The organism is Agromyces sp. NSFZ (genome assembly GCF_056156205.1).
The window spans coordinates 3070152-3083019 of record NZ_CM149585.1 but is presented as its reverse complement, the minus strand read 5'-3'; the positions used below and the strand labels follow the sequence as shown (position 1 = coordinate 3083019).

Genomic DNA, 12868 nt, shown 5'->3' with positions numbered 1-12868 from the left:
CCTGCGCTGGATACGGCGGTGCCTCCCGGTATTCCGCAGGAATCAACGTATGGTGTCCGTGTGTGGCGGCTCGATCGGAATCATGACGAGGGGGACAACCTTCAGTCCGAGTCGGATGCCGCAGCCGAACGATTCCTCCCCAGATCCATGCGCAGCGACACCACCAGCCCCGACAGCGTGAGCCTCGGCGACCCCGAACTCGTCCCGGGCAACGTCGCGGAGCCCTCGTGGCGACGCTGGCAGGGCGAACTCGCGGAGGTCGGCGGACGCTCCCCGCTCGTCCGGTTCGCCGACACGCCGCGCACGCGCATCGAGCTCTCCACGACGCATCCGGGTGGCCTGCCGCAGTTCATCACCGGCAAGTCGACGCTGCTCTCGAGCCTCATCCGTGACGAACTCGCCCTGCGCAACGCGCGTCTGGCGGCCGCCGAGATCACCCAGAAGGGCATCGAGCTTCGCTCGGTGCGCGGCATCGAGTCGGTGCACCTCGCAATCGGCCTCGCATCCTGGCGGAACGCCGGCGAGGAGTACCTGGCGCCCGTGCTGCTCCGGCCGCTCGCGATCCGCCGGTACGGCCGCGACTTCGAGCTGAAGCTCAAGGGCCAGCCGTTCCTCAACCCCGCGCTCGCCCGTGAGCTGCGCGAGCAGTTCCGCATCACGCTCGACGCCGAGTCGTTCGTCGCGCTGGCCATCACGAACGGAGTGTTCAAGCCGCAGCCCGTGATCGACCGGCTGCGCGGGCTGACCTCGCACCTGCCGTGGTTCCACGTCGCACCGCGCCTCGTGGTCTCCTCGTTCGCCGAGGTGGGGCCGGCCATGGCGGCGGATGTCGCGACGCTCGACCACCCCGTCATCGACGCGATCGCCGGCAATCCGGCGGCCCGCGCCGGGCTCGCCGAGCGGAACGAGCCCGTGACGCCCGTGCCGCAGGACGAACGGCCGCCGTCGACCGACACCCTCCTCCTCGACGCGGATCCCGAGCAGGAGCAGGTGATCGCCCAGATCGAAGCCGGATCCTCGATCGTCGTGAAGACGCTCCCCGGCACCGGTGGCACGCAGACGATCGTCAACGCCATCGGCGCGCTCGTCGCGAAGGACAAGCGCGTCCTCGTCGTCGGCGCCCGCCGATCGAGCCTCGACGGCATCGCCCATCGGCTCGCGCAGCGGGGTCTCGGCGGTGCGGCCGTGACCACCAAGACGCTCCGCCGCGATCTCATCCAGTCGATCTCCCGCAACGAGAAGGCCGAGCGCCCCCAGGTCGCCGATGTCGACGAGGCGCTCGTGCGGCTCCGCAAGGTCCTGCTCGACTATCGTTCCTCGCTCACGCGTCGCGACCCCGAACTGCGCGTCTCCGTGCTCGAGGCGCTGAGCGAGCTCGCGCGCCTCGCCCTGCTGCGCGACCCGCCCTCGACCACCGCTCGCCTCGACCGGGCCTCGCTGGTGGCCCTCGCCGAGGGTCGCGACGGCGTCGCCCGCGACCTCGCCAGAGCCGCCGAGCTCGGCGAGTTCCGGTACGGCCCCGGGGACTCGCCCTGGTACGGCGCATCGTTCACGTCGTCCGATGAGGCGAGCCACGCGCACGAGCTCGCGAAGCGGCTGAGCGGGACCGAGCTGCCCAGGCTCCTCGAGCGAGGCAGGGGGCTCATCGCGCAGACCCGCCTGCGGCCCTTCGAGTCGGTCGCCGAGCTCGGGGTGTTCCTGCGGCTCCTCCTCGACGTCCGCGAGACGCTCGACCGCTTCCAGCCCTCGGTGTTCGACCGCCCGCTCGGCGAGCTCATCGCCGCCACGAGCTCACGGCGCGATTCGCCGGGCATGTCGGGATCCAACCGGCGGCGACTGCGCCGGCTCGCGCTCGAGTACGTGCGGCCCGGCGTGCACGTGACGGACCTCAACGCGGCGCTCCGAGGCATCCAGCAGCAGCGCACGCTGTGGCAGCGCTACTCGGAGGCGGGCGCCATCCCGGGCGTGCCGGTCGGCATCGACGACGTGTACGTCGCCTACCGCACCGTCGCCACCGACCTGGCCGCGCTCGACGCGCCGCTCGGCGTGGTCGGCACACCGCGCCAGCTCGCCGCGCGCCCGGTGCGCGACCTCGAGATCGCGCTCGCGGGACTCGCCGCCGAGTCCGAGGTGCTCATGAACCTCCAGGAGCGCACCGCGGTGCTCTCCCGGCTCCGCGACCTGGGCCTCGATCCGTTGCTCGTCGACCTCGCGAAGCGACACGTGCCCGAGCGGTTCGTGGCCGACGAGCTCGAGCTCGCGTGGTGGCAGTCGGTGCTCGAGTTCATGCTCGCCCACGACAAGGCGCTGCTCGGTGCCAACACGACCGTGCTCGACCGCCTCGAAGCCGACTTCAGGCTGGTCGACGAGGCGCACGCGTCGGCAGCCGGGCCACAGCTCGCGTGGCACCTCGCCGAGAACTGGAAGGTCGGGCTCGTCGACCATCCCGACGAGGCGGAACGACTGAAGCGGATGCTCCGTGCCGAGCGCGTCCACCCGGCGGACCTGCACCGCGACACGCCCCAGCTCTTCCGCACGCTCGCGCCCATCTGGCTGGCGTCGCCGTACCAGGTGCCCGAGATCGATGATCGGATCGTCTTCGACGCCGTCATCCTCGTCGACGCGGGCTCGACGACGATCGCCGAGAACCTCGGCGCCATCCGGCGGGCCCGCCAGGTCGTCGCATTCGGCGACCCCGTCACGCAGACGCCCACGCTCTTCCAGACCGGCATCGACGACACCGACGTCGTTCCGGCCGGCCCGACCGAACACGGCGTCGACGCGCTGCACGCCGACTCCGCGCTCGCGAGACTCGGCGAACTCCTGCCGACGCTGACCCTCACCCGGAGCTACCGCGCCGGCGGCGAGGACCTCGCCGAGCTCGTGAACCGACGCTTCTATGCCGGGCGCATCCAATCGCTGCCCTGGGCCGGCAGCTTCCTCGGGCACGGCAGCCTGGGGCTCCATTACGTACGCGGCAACGGCTTGCCCGACGCGGTGACCGGCACCGTCGAATCGATCGACTCCGAGGTCGCGAAGGTCGTCGAGCTCGTCATGGAGCACGCCGTCAAGCGTCCGCGCGAGTCGCTCATGGTCATCACCGCCAGCGCACGGCACGCCGCCCGCGTGCACCAGGCGGTGCTCGCGGCGTTCGCCAAGCGCACCGACCTCTCGGACTTCATCCTCAAGGACCGGGCCGAGCCGTTCACGGTGCTCACCCTCGAGCAGGCGGTCGCCCAGAGCCGCGACCGGGTCATCTTCTCGGTCGGGTACGGCCGCACACCGCATGGGCGACTGCTCTCGAACTTCGGCGCCCTGGGCGAGCCGGGCGGCGACCGGCTCCTCGCGGTGGCGATGACCCGCGCCCGACGGTCCATGGATCTCGTCTCCGCGTTCCGGCCGGAGGACATCGACGAGGAGCGGCAGTCGCACGGCGTGCTCGCGCTCGCGGCCATCCTCTCGCAGACCGAGGAGCGCGCCGCCGAGGAGGATGCCCGCCCGGCCGGCGGCTCGATGCTCGACGACCTCGCCGTGCGACTCTCGCGCCGCGGCATCAGGGTGAGCGTCGGCCACCGTGGCCGGCTCGCGCTCGCCGCGGCGAACGCCGGCAAGGCGGTCGTGGTCGAGACGGACGAGGCGTTCACCGGGCTCAGCCTGCGCGAGTCCCTGCGCCTGCGGCCCGACGTGCTGCGGCGCCTCGGCTGGCACTACCTGCGCGTGCACAGCTTCGAGCTGTTCGGCAACCCCGAGGCCGTCGCGGTTCGCGTCGCGACCCTGCTCGGCAAGCCCGAGGAATCCCGATCCGCCGAGGTCGCGGCCGACTGATGCCCGACGAGGAACCCAGACAGCGCGTGGAGCGCGCCGGCGGCCGGTCGCGGCGTGCGCGCCTCACCCCGGTTCCCGGCACGGATGTCTCGCCGGAGGCGCCCGGGCCGAAGAGCGAGGACGCCGAGGAGCCGGGCGCGAAGCCGCGCGGATCGGCCGACGACGAGCGCATCACGCGGGAGCGCCCACCGCACTGGTGAGCGGCTCGGCTACTCGCCGCCTCGACGCACCCCGTGCTCGGACGCGGCAGCCTCGCGCTCCGCGGCGAGCAGGTCCCGGATCTCGGCCAGCAGGGTGAGTTCGCTCTCGGGTTCGTCGGGGTCGGGCGCGCCCGACTTCCGCTTCTCCTCCGTGCGAGCCTTCAGCGTGTTCATCGGCAGCACGAAGACGAAGTAGACGACCGTGGCGACGATGACGAAGGCCACGATCGACCCGAGCACGGCGCCGAACCGCACCTCGGCGACACCGCCGGACAGGGTGGGGATCGACACCACCATGGCGGAATCCAGGCTGTCGGCCTGGAAGATCACGCCGATCAGCGGGTTGATCAGGTTGTTGACGATCGAGTTCACCACCGCCGTGAAGGCGGCGCCGATGACGACCGCGACGGCCAGTTCGATCACGTTGCCACGGAGGATGAACTCCTTGAAGCCCTTGAACATCGATTGCCCTCGTGTCATCGGTGCGGCGCGGCGGTCACGCCGCGCTCGGCGACGATCCCGAGCCGGAGGATCCGGATCCGGAGCCGGAGCCGGAGCCGGAGCCGGAGCCGGAACCCGACGAGCCCGAGCCCGAGCCCGTCGCCGAGCCCGCGCCTCCTGAGGAGGAGCCGCTCGACGAGGCATCCGACCCGCTCGAACCCGACGAGTCGCCGCCGCTGCGCGAGTCGGTTCGGTAGAACCCCGACCCGTTGAACGTCACCCCGATGGTGTTGAACAGCTTGCGGAGTCGGCCGCCGCACACGTCGCACACCGTGAGTGCGTCGTCGGTGAAGGCCTGGTGGATGTCGAACGCGTTGTCGCATTCGGTGCAGCGGTAGGAATAGGTGGGCATGGTGGCTCTTCCGGATCGGCGGTGCGCCGTCAGAACGCGATGATGCGCGTGGGCGTGACGACCCCGTTCACCGGTTGGTCGTGCACCTCGCGCGGCACCTGCTCGACGAACTCGCTGTCGAAGACGACGGCGTACACCGGAGGACATTTTTCCATCGAACCGAGGGTCTTGTCGAAAAAGCCTCGGCCCCAGCCGAGCCGCATGCCCGTGGCGTCGATCGCGGCGGCGGGGATGATGATGAGGTCGACGTCGTTGATGGCCATCGGCCCGAGCAGTTCGCCGCCCGGGTGGCTGGTGCCGAACAGCCCCGCCTCCACGGTGTCCTCCTCGCCGACGGTCCAGTCGAGCAGGCCGTCCTCACGCGTGACGGGGAACAGCACCCGGATGCCCCGCGCCTCCGCCCACTCGACGAACGGCCGGGTGTTCGGCTCGGTCGGCATGGAGAGGAAGCACGAGAGCGACGCTGCGCCCGTGCTGCCCACGAGCTCCTCGAGCCGCGCCGTGAAGCCCTCGGTGGCGCGTTCGCGCTCATGCGCGGGCATGTTGCGCCGTCGTTCACGGATCTCGGCACGGAGGATGCGCTTCTGGACATCCGGATCGGCGGGCATGCCAGCAATCCTAGGACGCTCTGTCCGCCGCTCGCCCACTGCGACCGGCCGTGACATCCGGATACGCTGAGACGCATGACTCATCGGATCACCAAGGCCGTCATCCCTGCGGCGGGACTCGGCACCAGGTTCCTGCCGGCGACCAAGGCGATGCCCAAGGAGATGCTGCCCGTCGTCGACAAGCCCGCGATCCAGTACGTCGTGGAGGAGGCGGTCGGCGCAGGCCTGACCGACGTCCTCATGATCACCGGGCGCAACAAGAACGCGCTCGAGAACCACTTCGACCGCGTCGCCGAGCTCGAGGCGACGCTCGAGGCCAAGGGCGACACCGCCAAGCTCCAGAAGGTCAACGAGTCCACCGATCTCGCCGACATGCACTACGTGCGCCAGGGCGACCCGCTCGGCCTCGGGCACGCGGTGCTGCGTGCCCGCATGCACGTGGGCGACGCGCCGTTCGCGGTGCTCCTCGGCGACGACATCATCGACGCCCGCGACGTGCTCCTGACCCGCATGCTCGAGGAGCAGGAGCGGCGCGACGCATCCGTCGTCGCGCTCCTCGAGGTCGACCCCGACAGCATCCACCTCTACGGTGCCGCCGCCGTCGAGGCCACCGACGAAGACGACGTGGTGCGCATCACGGGCCTCGTCGAGAAGCCGTCGAAGGACGTGGCCCCCTCGAACTACGCGGTGATCGGCCGCTACGTGCTCAAGCCCGAGATCTTCGACATCCTCGAGCGCACCGAGCCGGGCAAGGGCGGCGAGATCCAGCTCACCGACGCCCTCATGGAGATGGCCGGCGACGTCGAGGGCACCGGCGGTGTCTACGGCGTGGTGTTCCGCGGTCGCCGCTACGACACGGGCGACAAACTCGACTACATCAAGGCCGTCATCCAGCTCGCCGCCGACCGCGACGACCTCGGCCCCGAGCTCAAGCCCTGGCTCGAGGAGTACGTGGCCCAGCTCGATCGGGACTGACATGGCCGCCGCCACGATCCCGACGTTGCGTGACGGGGACGTCACGCTGCGGCCGATCCGTGCGCGCGACGCGAAGGTGCTCGAGCGGGTGCTGCTCGACAACCGGGGCTGGCTGCGACAGTGGGAGGCGACGTACCCGGGCGGCGGGTCGGTCATCGACACCCGCGCGAGCATCCGGAACCTCCTCGCGCACGCGCGCACCGGGAACGCGCTGCCGTTCGTCATCGAGGTCGACGGGGAGCTCGTGGGCCAGCTGAACGTCTCGTCGATCGCGTTCGGGTCGCTCTCGTCGGCGACCATCGGGTACTGGGTCGCCCAGTCGGTCGCCGGCCGGGGCATCACGCCGACCGCCGTGGCGCTCGCGACCGACTACTGCTTCTCGGTGCTGCGACTGCACCGCATGGAGATCTGCATCCGGCCCGAGAACCACCCGTCGCTCCGCGTGGTCGAGAAGCTCGGCTTCCGCTACGAGGGGCTTCGGCGGCGGTTCATCCACATCAACGGCGACTGGCGCGACCACTTCGCGTTCGCGCTCGTGGCCGAGGAGGTGCCTAGGGGGGTGCTGCGACGTTGGCGCGAGGGTGCTGTCCCCGGGGATGCGGCGCGGGTGAACGCGGAGGACCGGGCGGCGGCCCAACAGCCGCTGCGCCTCACCGATCGCTGAACACGCGCGCACGCAGCGGGCCGGGTAGCCCGGTGTGACCTACCGTGGTCGCATGGACGTGATCGGTGGGGGAGTGCTCGTGGCAGCTGCCGCGGCGCTCTGGATCGCGTACCTCCTCCCGACGTGGCTGCGGCGGCGCCAGTACCTCGCGACCGAGCGCAACGCCGTGCGGCTCCAGCAGACGCTCCGCATCCTCGCCGAGACCGCCGAGACCCCGGAGCCCGTGCGGGTCGAGGCCACCGCGCGCGAGGTCGCCACGCAGCAGCGCATCCTGCACGAGCACGAGGAGGCCAAGCGCCTCGCCGCCGAGGCGGCCGAGCAACTCGCGATCGCCGAGCGTCGGGCGGCAGAGGAGGCGGCGCAGGCGGCACGTGAGCTCGCGACATCCGCGCTGGCGCCCATCACCGAGCCGATCGCGGTTCCGGCGGTGACCGATGCCCCGTCTGCGACCCTCCCGCCGGCCCATGCCGCGCGACTCCAGGCCGTGGCGGCACGTCGCGCGCTGCGTCGCCGACGCGCCCGGTTCTCGCTGCTGTTGCTCGCGTCGCTCCTCACGGTCGTCGGTGGGCTGATCGCCTCGATCTTCGGTGCGTCGCTCCTCATCGCCGGCGGCGGTGCACTCGGCGTCGTCGTGGCGTTCGCCGGGGTGGCACTGCTGGCGAGGGTTCGCGTGCCGTCGGTGGTGTCCGCGCCGCGCGAGCTGCCCGACGCCGTGCCGTTCGAGCCGATCGAGCTCGCCGAACCCGACGACGATGAGCAGGAGCACAGCTGGATGCCGCAGCCGCTCCCGAGGCCGTTGCACCTCTCGCGGGGCACGATCGCCGCGATGGCGATGGCCTCGATCGAGGAGGCCGCGGAGCTCAAGCGTGCCGCTGCCGACGCCGAGGTCGCACGTCGGGCCGAGGAGCTCGAGGCGCCCGTGCCGTCGATCGCCCCGGCCGCCGCGGCTGCGGCGCCGCAGCGTGAGGGCGCCGGCGCAGTTCCCGCCAGTCCGTACGCGCGCATGGGCATCGTCGACGAGGCGCGGCCGGCGTTCGGCGACCTCGACGCCGTCCTCCGGCGGCGACGGCAGGCCGGCTGACCCGTCCGGGTGGTCGTCCGGGTGGTGGTCGTCGCTGGTCCTGTCGTGGTTCGAAGCGACCCTCGAGGGGTGATAGGCTCGATGTCGCTCGGGCCCATGGCGCAGTTGGTAGCGCGTCTCGTTCGCAATGAGAAGGTCGGGGGTTCGAATCCCCCTGGGTCCACGTTCGTGAAGCCCCGGCCATCGGCCGGGGCTTCACCTGTTCCGGTGTCGGCTGGCACGCCGGGCGCGCTGCCGCGGCATCCGGATTCCGCCTCCGGCTTCCGCTCGCTGAGCGAGCGCACGGGTCGTTCCCGCATCCGCGCATAGGGTTGGTGTCGATGTCGAACCCACCGCCCTCGCCGGAGATCCCGCTCGATCCCGCGAGGAGATGGCGCGCCTACTGGGTCTGCGTCGCAGTGGCCGCGCTCACGATCCTCGACCTCACGAAGGTCAACGTCGCACTGCCCTCGATCCAAGACGCGTTCGACTCGACCTCGACCGAGCTGCAGCTCATCGTCGTCGGCTACGTGCTCGCCTTCGGACTCACGCTCGTGCCGGCCGGCCGCATCGGCGACCAGTGGTCCCGGCGCGCCCTGTTCGTGATCGGGCTCTCCCTCTTCACCCTCACGAGCCTCGCGTGCGCGCTCGCGCCCAGCTCGGGCGCCCTGCTCGTCGCGCGCCTGCTGCAGGGCGTGGCGGCCGGCATCCAGATGCCGCAGGTCATCGGCCTCATCCAGCAGCTGTTCCAGGGCGCCGAGCGCGGACGCGCGTTCGGGCTGTTCGGGGCGACGATCGGGATCTCCACGGCGTTCGGGCCCACCCTCGGCGGCCTCGCCATCGCCATCGGCGGACCGGTCGACGGATGGCGCGGCATCTTCTGGATGAACGTTCCGCTGGCGCTCCTCGCCATCGTGCTCGCCGTCCGACTGCTGCCCGGCACCCGCAACCGGTCCGCGCGGGGCCTGTCGCTCGATCCCGTGGGCGTGCTGTTGTTCGGCGTCACCGTCGCCTCGCTCATGTGGCCGTTCCTGTTCACCACGGGGTCACCCGACGACAACCCGGCCAGGTGGTGGCTGCTCGTTGCCTTCTTCATCGCCGTGACCGCGTTCGTCTCCTGGGAACGCCGCTACGCGGCATCCGGCAAGCATCCGCTCGTCCCTCTCGCGCTCTTCGGTGTGAGCTCCTTCCGCAACGGCACGCTGCTGGCCAGTTCGTACTTCGCCGCGCTGCCGGCCATGTTCCTGCTGACCACGCTCTACCTCCAGCACGGGCTGGGTCTGGCGCCCGTCTATGCCGGGATGGTGAGCATCGGCTTCGCGCTGCTCAGCGCGGGCGGGTCATGGCTCGGCGGCCGGCTCGTGAACCGCCTCGGCCGGCCGCTCGTGGTGTGGGGCCTCGTCGCGGTCCTCGGCGGGGTGGGGCTCCTCGTGCTGGCCGCGCTCGCGACACCGCCCAGCGTCACCCCGTGGGCCATGGCCGCCGCGATGACCCTCGGCGGCATGGGCGGCGGGTTCGTGCTCGCGCCGAACCAGACGCTCACCCTCGCCGACATCCCGGTGCGACAGGGCGGCCTCGCCGGCTCGGTCAACCAGCTCTCCCAGCGCGTCGGCACCGCCGTCGGCACCGCGGTCGGGCTGTCGCTGTTCTACTCGACGATCTACCGCGAGAACGGCTCGGCCGAGGCCGCGGACCTCACCGTGTACCACCACGCGTACGGCTTCGGCATGCTGTCGGTCGCGATCTTCCTCGCCATCGCGTTCGCGGTCGGGGTCGCCGACCTGGGCGAGCGTCGACGGAAGCGCCGCCCGCTCGGCTGATCGCCGCGCTGGACTCCTCGCGAGAATCGGATGGCGCGGCATCCGTCGATCCATTCGATCCGTTCGATTCGTTCGCCTCGTTCGTTTCGTCGATCAGCGGATCGCGAGGAGACGAGCGCGCTCGGGCGCGTCGTAGTGCTCGATGGCGCCGCGCAGGGCGACGCGCGGCATGGTGGCGGCGTGCCGTTCGACGAACTCGGTGAGCCGATCACGGTCGACATCACCGGCCGTCCGGAGCACCCACCCGAGCGGCTTCTGCACGAGCGGCTCGCGGTCGCCGACGAGCGTCTCGGCGAGGGCGTACACGTCATCGAGTTCGCCGCGGCGGATGAAGGCGAAGGTCGCGACCAGGGCCGTCCGGCGTTCCGGCCAGAATCCGGATGCCGCGAGCCGCGCGAGCGGGCCGCGATGACGTTCGAGCAGGTAGCCGCCGACGACGTCGCGCGCCGCGAGGTCGACGAGGTCCCACTGGTCGATGCGATCGTGTCGGCGCAGGTAGAGCTCGTACAGGTCCGTTCGTCTGGCGTCCGGCGTCTTCCGGTGTGCGGCGGACTTGCCCATGATGCTGCACGCGAGCGCGCGCACCTCGTGGGTCGGCTGCTCCAGGAGGGCCTCGAGCTGGTCGGGTGGCAGGTCGAGCACGGTCCTCGACAGGTCGAACACGGCACCCATGCGCACGCCGATGAAGGGCGCGTCGGGGTCGGGCGGGAAGTACCGCTCGTACTTCCGGCGCTCGTCGTCGTCGGCGAGGCCCTCGAGCGTGGTGATCAGCTCCGCGGCATCCGTCATCGGGTCGTCCTCCCAGCTGCGGTTGCCCACAGCGTACGGCAGGCGTCGGGTATCCGAGGAAGTCGCCTGACCCGTGCTCGCTCAGGCCGCCAGGTGCGCCGCAGGCGAGACGAGCGCGGCGAGCTCGCGCGCCGAGAGCTCTCGACCGAAGGCCGGGTGCCCCGGTTCGAGCGCGCGACCGTTGGCCAGCTCCCCGCCGTCGACGGCATCGAAGCCGATGCCGTCGATGATGCGGGCCACGACGGCGCGGGCCTCGGGGTCGTCGCCGACCACGGCGAGCGCGCGCCGCAGCGGCGAGCCGGGGTCCATGGCGTCGTCCTCCATCTCGTGGTACCCGAGATGGTTCAGCGACTTCACGACCCGGGCGAGCGGATTGCGCGTGGCGTTGATCTCGCTCGTCGAGCGCTCGTCGGCGTCGATCTCGGCGATGTGCCCGTCGACCGGCGGCCAGTAGTTCATGGCATCCACGACGATGCGACCGCCGAAGTCCTCCCATGGCACGGTTCCGCCCTTGCCGAAGGGCACGGCGATGATGATGACGTCGGATGCCGCGACGAGCTCGTCGGGCGATGCGACTCGCGCGCCGGGAGCGACGACCGACACGAGCAGGTCGAGGGCGGTCTGGCGTGGAGAGCCGGCGATGACCACGTCGTATCCGGATGCCACGAGCAGTCGAGCGAGCGCGGTGCCCACCTTGCCGGCACCGAAGATGCCGACGACCGGCCGATCCGCCACGTCCATCACTCCATTCTCGCTGACGCATCGGTCGATGCGTCTTCATCGACCGGCAACGTCGGACGCCACCGGCGCATTCCCGCGGGACTCGCCAGCCGTCGCCTCCGTCAGCTCCGCCGCCCGCCGGTCGCGCCTGGCCTCGCCGGGGGAATAGTCTCGCGGTGACGGGGGTTGCCCGGTATTGCATGCGTCCGCATGGACGCGAGATGGGACTGAGGACATGGCAGGGCGGTACGAATTCGGGCTCGACACCTTCGGCGACGTGACGGAAGGGCCCGACGGCACACGGCTGCCGCACGCCCAGGTCCTCCGCAACCTCGTGGAGGAGGCCGTGCTCGCCAACCGACTGGGCCTCGACTTCTTCGGCGTGGGTGAGCATCACCGCCATGAGTTCGCGGTGTCGGCGCCAGAGGTCGTGCTGGCCGCGATCGCCGGTCGCACCGAGCGTATCCACCTGGGCTCGGCGGTCACCGTGCTGAGCTCCGACGACCCGGTGCGGGTCTTCCAGCGATTCTCGACCCTCGACGGGCTCTCGGGCGGCCGCGCCGAGGTCATCCTCGGCCGCGGGTCGTTCATCGAATCGTTCCCCCTCTTCGGATTCGAGCTGAGCCAGTACCAGGACCTCTTCGAGGAGAAGCTCAACCTCTTCGCCGCGCTCCTGCCGCAGGAACCGGTGACGTGGTCGGGCAAGCTGCGTGCCCCACTCACCGACCAGCTCGTCTACCCGCCCGTCGAGCACGGTCGACTGAAGACCTGGGTCGGCGTGGGCGGCAGCCCGGAGTCGGTCGTCCGAGCCGCGAACTACGGGCTCCCGCTCGTGCTCGCCATCATCGGCGGAAGCCCGGCCCGCTTCGCGCCGCTCGCCGATCTCTATCGGCGGGCGCTCGAGCAGTTCGGCCACCCCGCGCAGCCCATCGCGATGCACTCGCCCGGCTTCATCGCCGACACCGACGACGAGGCGCTCGACACGCTCTGGCCGCACTACAAGGTGCTCATCGACCGCATCGGCCGCGAGCGCGGCTGGGGCCCGGTGAGCCGTGAGCACTACGAGGACGAGGCGGGCCCGCACGGCGCCCTCTACGCCGGCTCGCCCGAGACGGTCGCCCAGAAGATCGCCGCGGCGATGCGGGCGATCGGCGCGACCCGCTTCGACCTCAAGTACTCGAACGGCACCCTGTCGCACGAGGCGATGATGGGCAGCATCGAACGCTACGCGACCGAGGTCGTGCCGCGCGTCCGCGAACTCCTGGCCGAGGTGGGCGACGACGGGCCCGACGCCCTCGCAGCCGCAGACCGAACGGATGCCGCAGCCGCCGCCGAGCACCCCGCGGACTGACCC

12 protein-coding genes and 1 tRNA gene are annotated in these 12868 nt (G+C 71.2%); 8 read left to right on the top strand and 5 right to left on the bottom strand.

Annotated features, from left to right (window positions below; all coding sequences use genetic code 11):
• Positions 1–147: 147 nt before the first annotated feature.
• Entirely contained in the window at positions 148–3825 is a 3678-nt protein-coding gene (locus tag ACVFI9_RS14570; RefSeq protein ID WP_474762924.1) for a DEAD/DEAH box helicase, read from the top strand.
• Complete coding sequence (locus ACVFI9_RS14565; RefSeq protein WP_474762923.1) at positions 3825–4025, top strand: hypothetical protein; 201 nt, start codon at positions 3825–3827, stop codon at positions 4023–4025. The genes ACVFI9_RS14570 and ACVFI9_RS14565 overlap by 1 nt, the downstream gene beginning before the upstream one ends.
• Before the next feature lie 9 nt (positions 4026–4034).
• Here ACVFI9_RS14565 and mscL read toward each other — a convergent pair whose 3' ends face one another.
• Genes mscL through ACVFI9_RS14550 form a run of 3 tightly spaced genes read right to left on the bottom strand, consistent with a single transcriptional unit; the run spans position 4035 to position 5486 of the window.
• Entirely contained in the window at positions 4035–4487 is a 453-nt protein-coding gene (gene mscL / locus ACVFI9_RS14560) for a large conductance mechanosensitive channel protein MscL (RefSeq protein ID WP_474762922.1), read from the bottom strand.
• Between the two features lie 34 nt (positions 4488–4521).
• On the bottom strand, positions 4522–4878 hold the full coding sequence (locus ACVFI9_RS14555; RefSeq protein ID WP_474762921.1) for an FmdB family zinc ribbon protein: 357 nt from the start codon (positions 4876–4878) through the stop codon (positions 4522–4524).
• Between the two features lie 29 nt (positions 4879–4907).
• The gene (locus tag ACVFI9_RS14550; protein ID WP_474762920.1) at positions 4908–5486 is read right to left on the bottom strand and encodes a 5-formyltetrahydrofolate cyclo-ligase; all 579 of its coding nucleotides are present in this window, start codon (positions 5484–5486) and stop codon (positions 4908–4910) included.
• Between the two features lie 75 nt (positions 5487–5561).
• Here ACVFI9_RS14550 and galU point away from each other — a divergent pair, with 75 nt between their 5' ends.
• The 5 genes from galU (at position 5562) to ACVFI9_RS14525 (ending at position 10005) form a co-directional block, all read left to right on the top strand.
• Complete coding sequence (gene galU, locus ACVFI9_RS14545; protein ID WP_474762919.1) at positions 5562–6461, top strand: UTP--glucose-1-phosphate uridylyltransferase GalU; 900 nt, start codon at positions 5562–5564, stop codon at positions 6459–6461.
• Between the two features lies 1 nt (position 6462).
• The gene (locus ACVFI9_RS14540) at positions 6463–7125 is read left to right on the top strand and encodes a GNAT family N-acetyltransferase (protein ID WP_474762918.1); all 663 of its coding nucleotides are present in this window, start codon (positions 6463–6465) and stop codon (positions 7123–7125) included.
• A 52-nt stretch (positions 7126–7177) separates the two neighbouring features.
• On the top strand, positions 7178–8206 hold the full coding sequence (locus tag ACVFI9_RS14535) for a hypothetical protein (RefSeq protein WP_474762917.1): 1029 nt from the start codon (positions 7178–7180) through the stop codon (positions 8204–8206).
• Between the two features lie 90 nt (positions 8207–8296).
• Positions 8297–8369 (top strand) — tRNA-Ala (locus tag ACVFI9_RS14530).
• A 157-nt stretch (positions 8370–8526) separates the two neighbouring features.
• Positions 8527–10005 carry an MFS transporter gene (locus tag ACVFI9_RS14525; protein ID WP_474762916.1) on the top strand — a complete coding sequence of 493 codons (1479 nt, stop codon included), beginning with the start codon at positions 8527–8529 and terminating at the stop codon, positions 10003–10005.
• 93 nt (positions 10006–10098) lie between these two features.
• Here the strand turns inward: ACVFI9_RS14525 and ACVFI9_RS14520 are convergent, their stop codons facing one another.
• Both ACVFI9_RS14520 and ACVFI9_RS14515 read right to left on the bottom strand, forming a co-directional pair.
• On the bottom strand, positions 10099–10794 hold the full coding sequence (locus ACVFI9_RS14520) for a DNA alkylation repair protein (RefSeq protein WP_474762915.1): 696 nt from the start codon (positions 10792–10794) through the stop codon (positions 10099–10101).
• 81 nt (positions 10795–10875) lie between these two features.
• Positions 10876–11535: an NADPH-dependent F420 reductase gene (locus ACVFI9_RS14515; protein WP_474762914.1), complete on the bottom strand. Its 660-nt coding sequence runs from the start codon at positions 11533–11535 to the stop codon at positions 10876–10878.
• Between the two features lie 214 nt (positions 11536–11749).
• Here ACVFI9_RS14515 and ACVFI9_RS14510 point away from each other — a divergent pair, with 214 nt between their 5' ends.
• The gene (locus tag ACVFI9_RS14510) at positions 11750–12865 is read left to right on the top strand and encodes an LLM class flavin-dependent oxidoreductase (protein ID WP_474762913.1); all 1116 of its coding nucleotides are present in this window, start codon (positions 11750–11752) and stop codon (positions 12863–12865) included.
• Positions 12866–12868 lie beyond the last annotated feature (3 nt).

Coding starts and splice junctions, on each gene's coding strand:
- ACVFI9_RS14570 (WP_474762924.1), top strand. CDS start 148: ATGCGCAGCGACACCACCAGCCCCGACAGCGTGAGCCTCGGCGACCCC.
- ACVFI9_RS14565 (WP_474762923.1), top strand. CDS start 3,825: ATGCCCGACGAGGAACCCAGACAGCGCGTGGAGCGCGCCGGCGGCCGG.
- mscL (WP_474762922.1), bottom strand. CDS start 4,487: ATGTTCAAGGGCTTCAAGGAGTTCATCCTCCGTGGCAACGTGATCGAA.
- ACVFI9_RS14555 (WP_474762921.1), bottom strand. CDS start 4,878: ATGCCCACCTATTCCTACCGCTGCACCGAATGCGACAACGCGTTCGAC.
- ACVFI9_RS14550 (WP_474762920.1), bottom strand. CDS start 5,486: ATGCCCGCCGATCCGGATGTCCAGAAGCGCATCCTCCGTGCCGAGATC.
- galU (WP_474762919.1), top strand. CDS start 5,562: ATGACTCATCGGATCACCAAGGCCGTCATCCCTGCGGCGGGACTCGGC.
- ACVFI9_RS14540 (WP_474762918.1), top strand. CDS start 6,463: ATGGCCGCCGCCACGATCCCGACGTTGCGTGACGGGGACGTCACGCTG.
- ACVFI9_RS14535 (WP_474762917.1), top strand. CDS start 7,178: ATGGACGTGATCGGTGGGGGAGTGCTCGTGGCAGCTGCCGCGGCGCTC.
- ACVFI9_RS14525 (WP_474762916.1), top strand. CDS start 8,527: ATGTCGAACCCACCGCCCTCGCCGGAGATCCCGCTCGATCCCGCGAGG.
- ACVFI9_RS14520 (WP_474762915.1), bottom strand. CDS start 10,794: ATGACGGATGCCGCGGAGCTGATCACCACGCTCGAGGGCCTCGCCGAC.
- ACVFI9_RS14515 (WP_474762914.1), bottom strand. CDS start 11,535: ATGGACGTGGCGGATCGGCCGGTCGTCGGCATCTTCGGTGCCGGCAAG.
- ACVFI9_RS14510 (WP_474762913.1), top strand. CDS start 11,750: ATGGCAGGGCGGTACGAATTCGGGCTCGACACCTTCGGCGACGTGACG.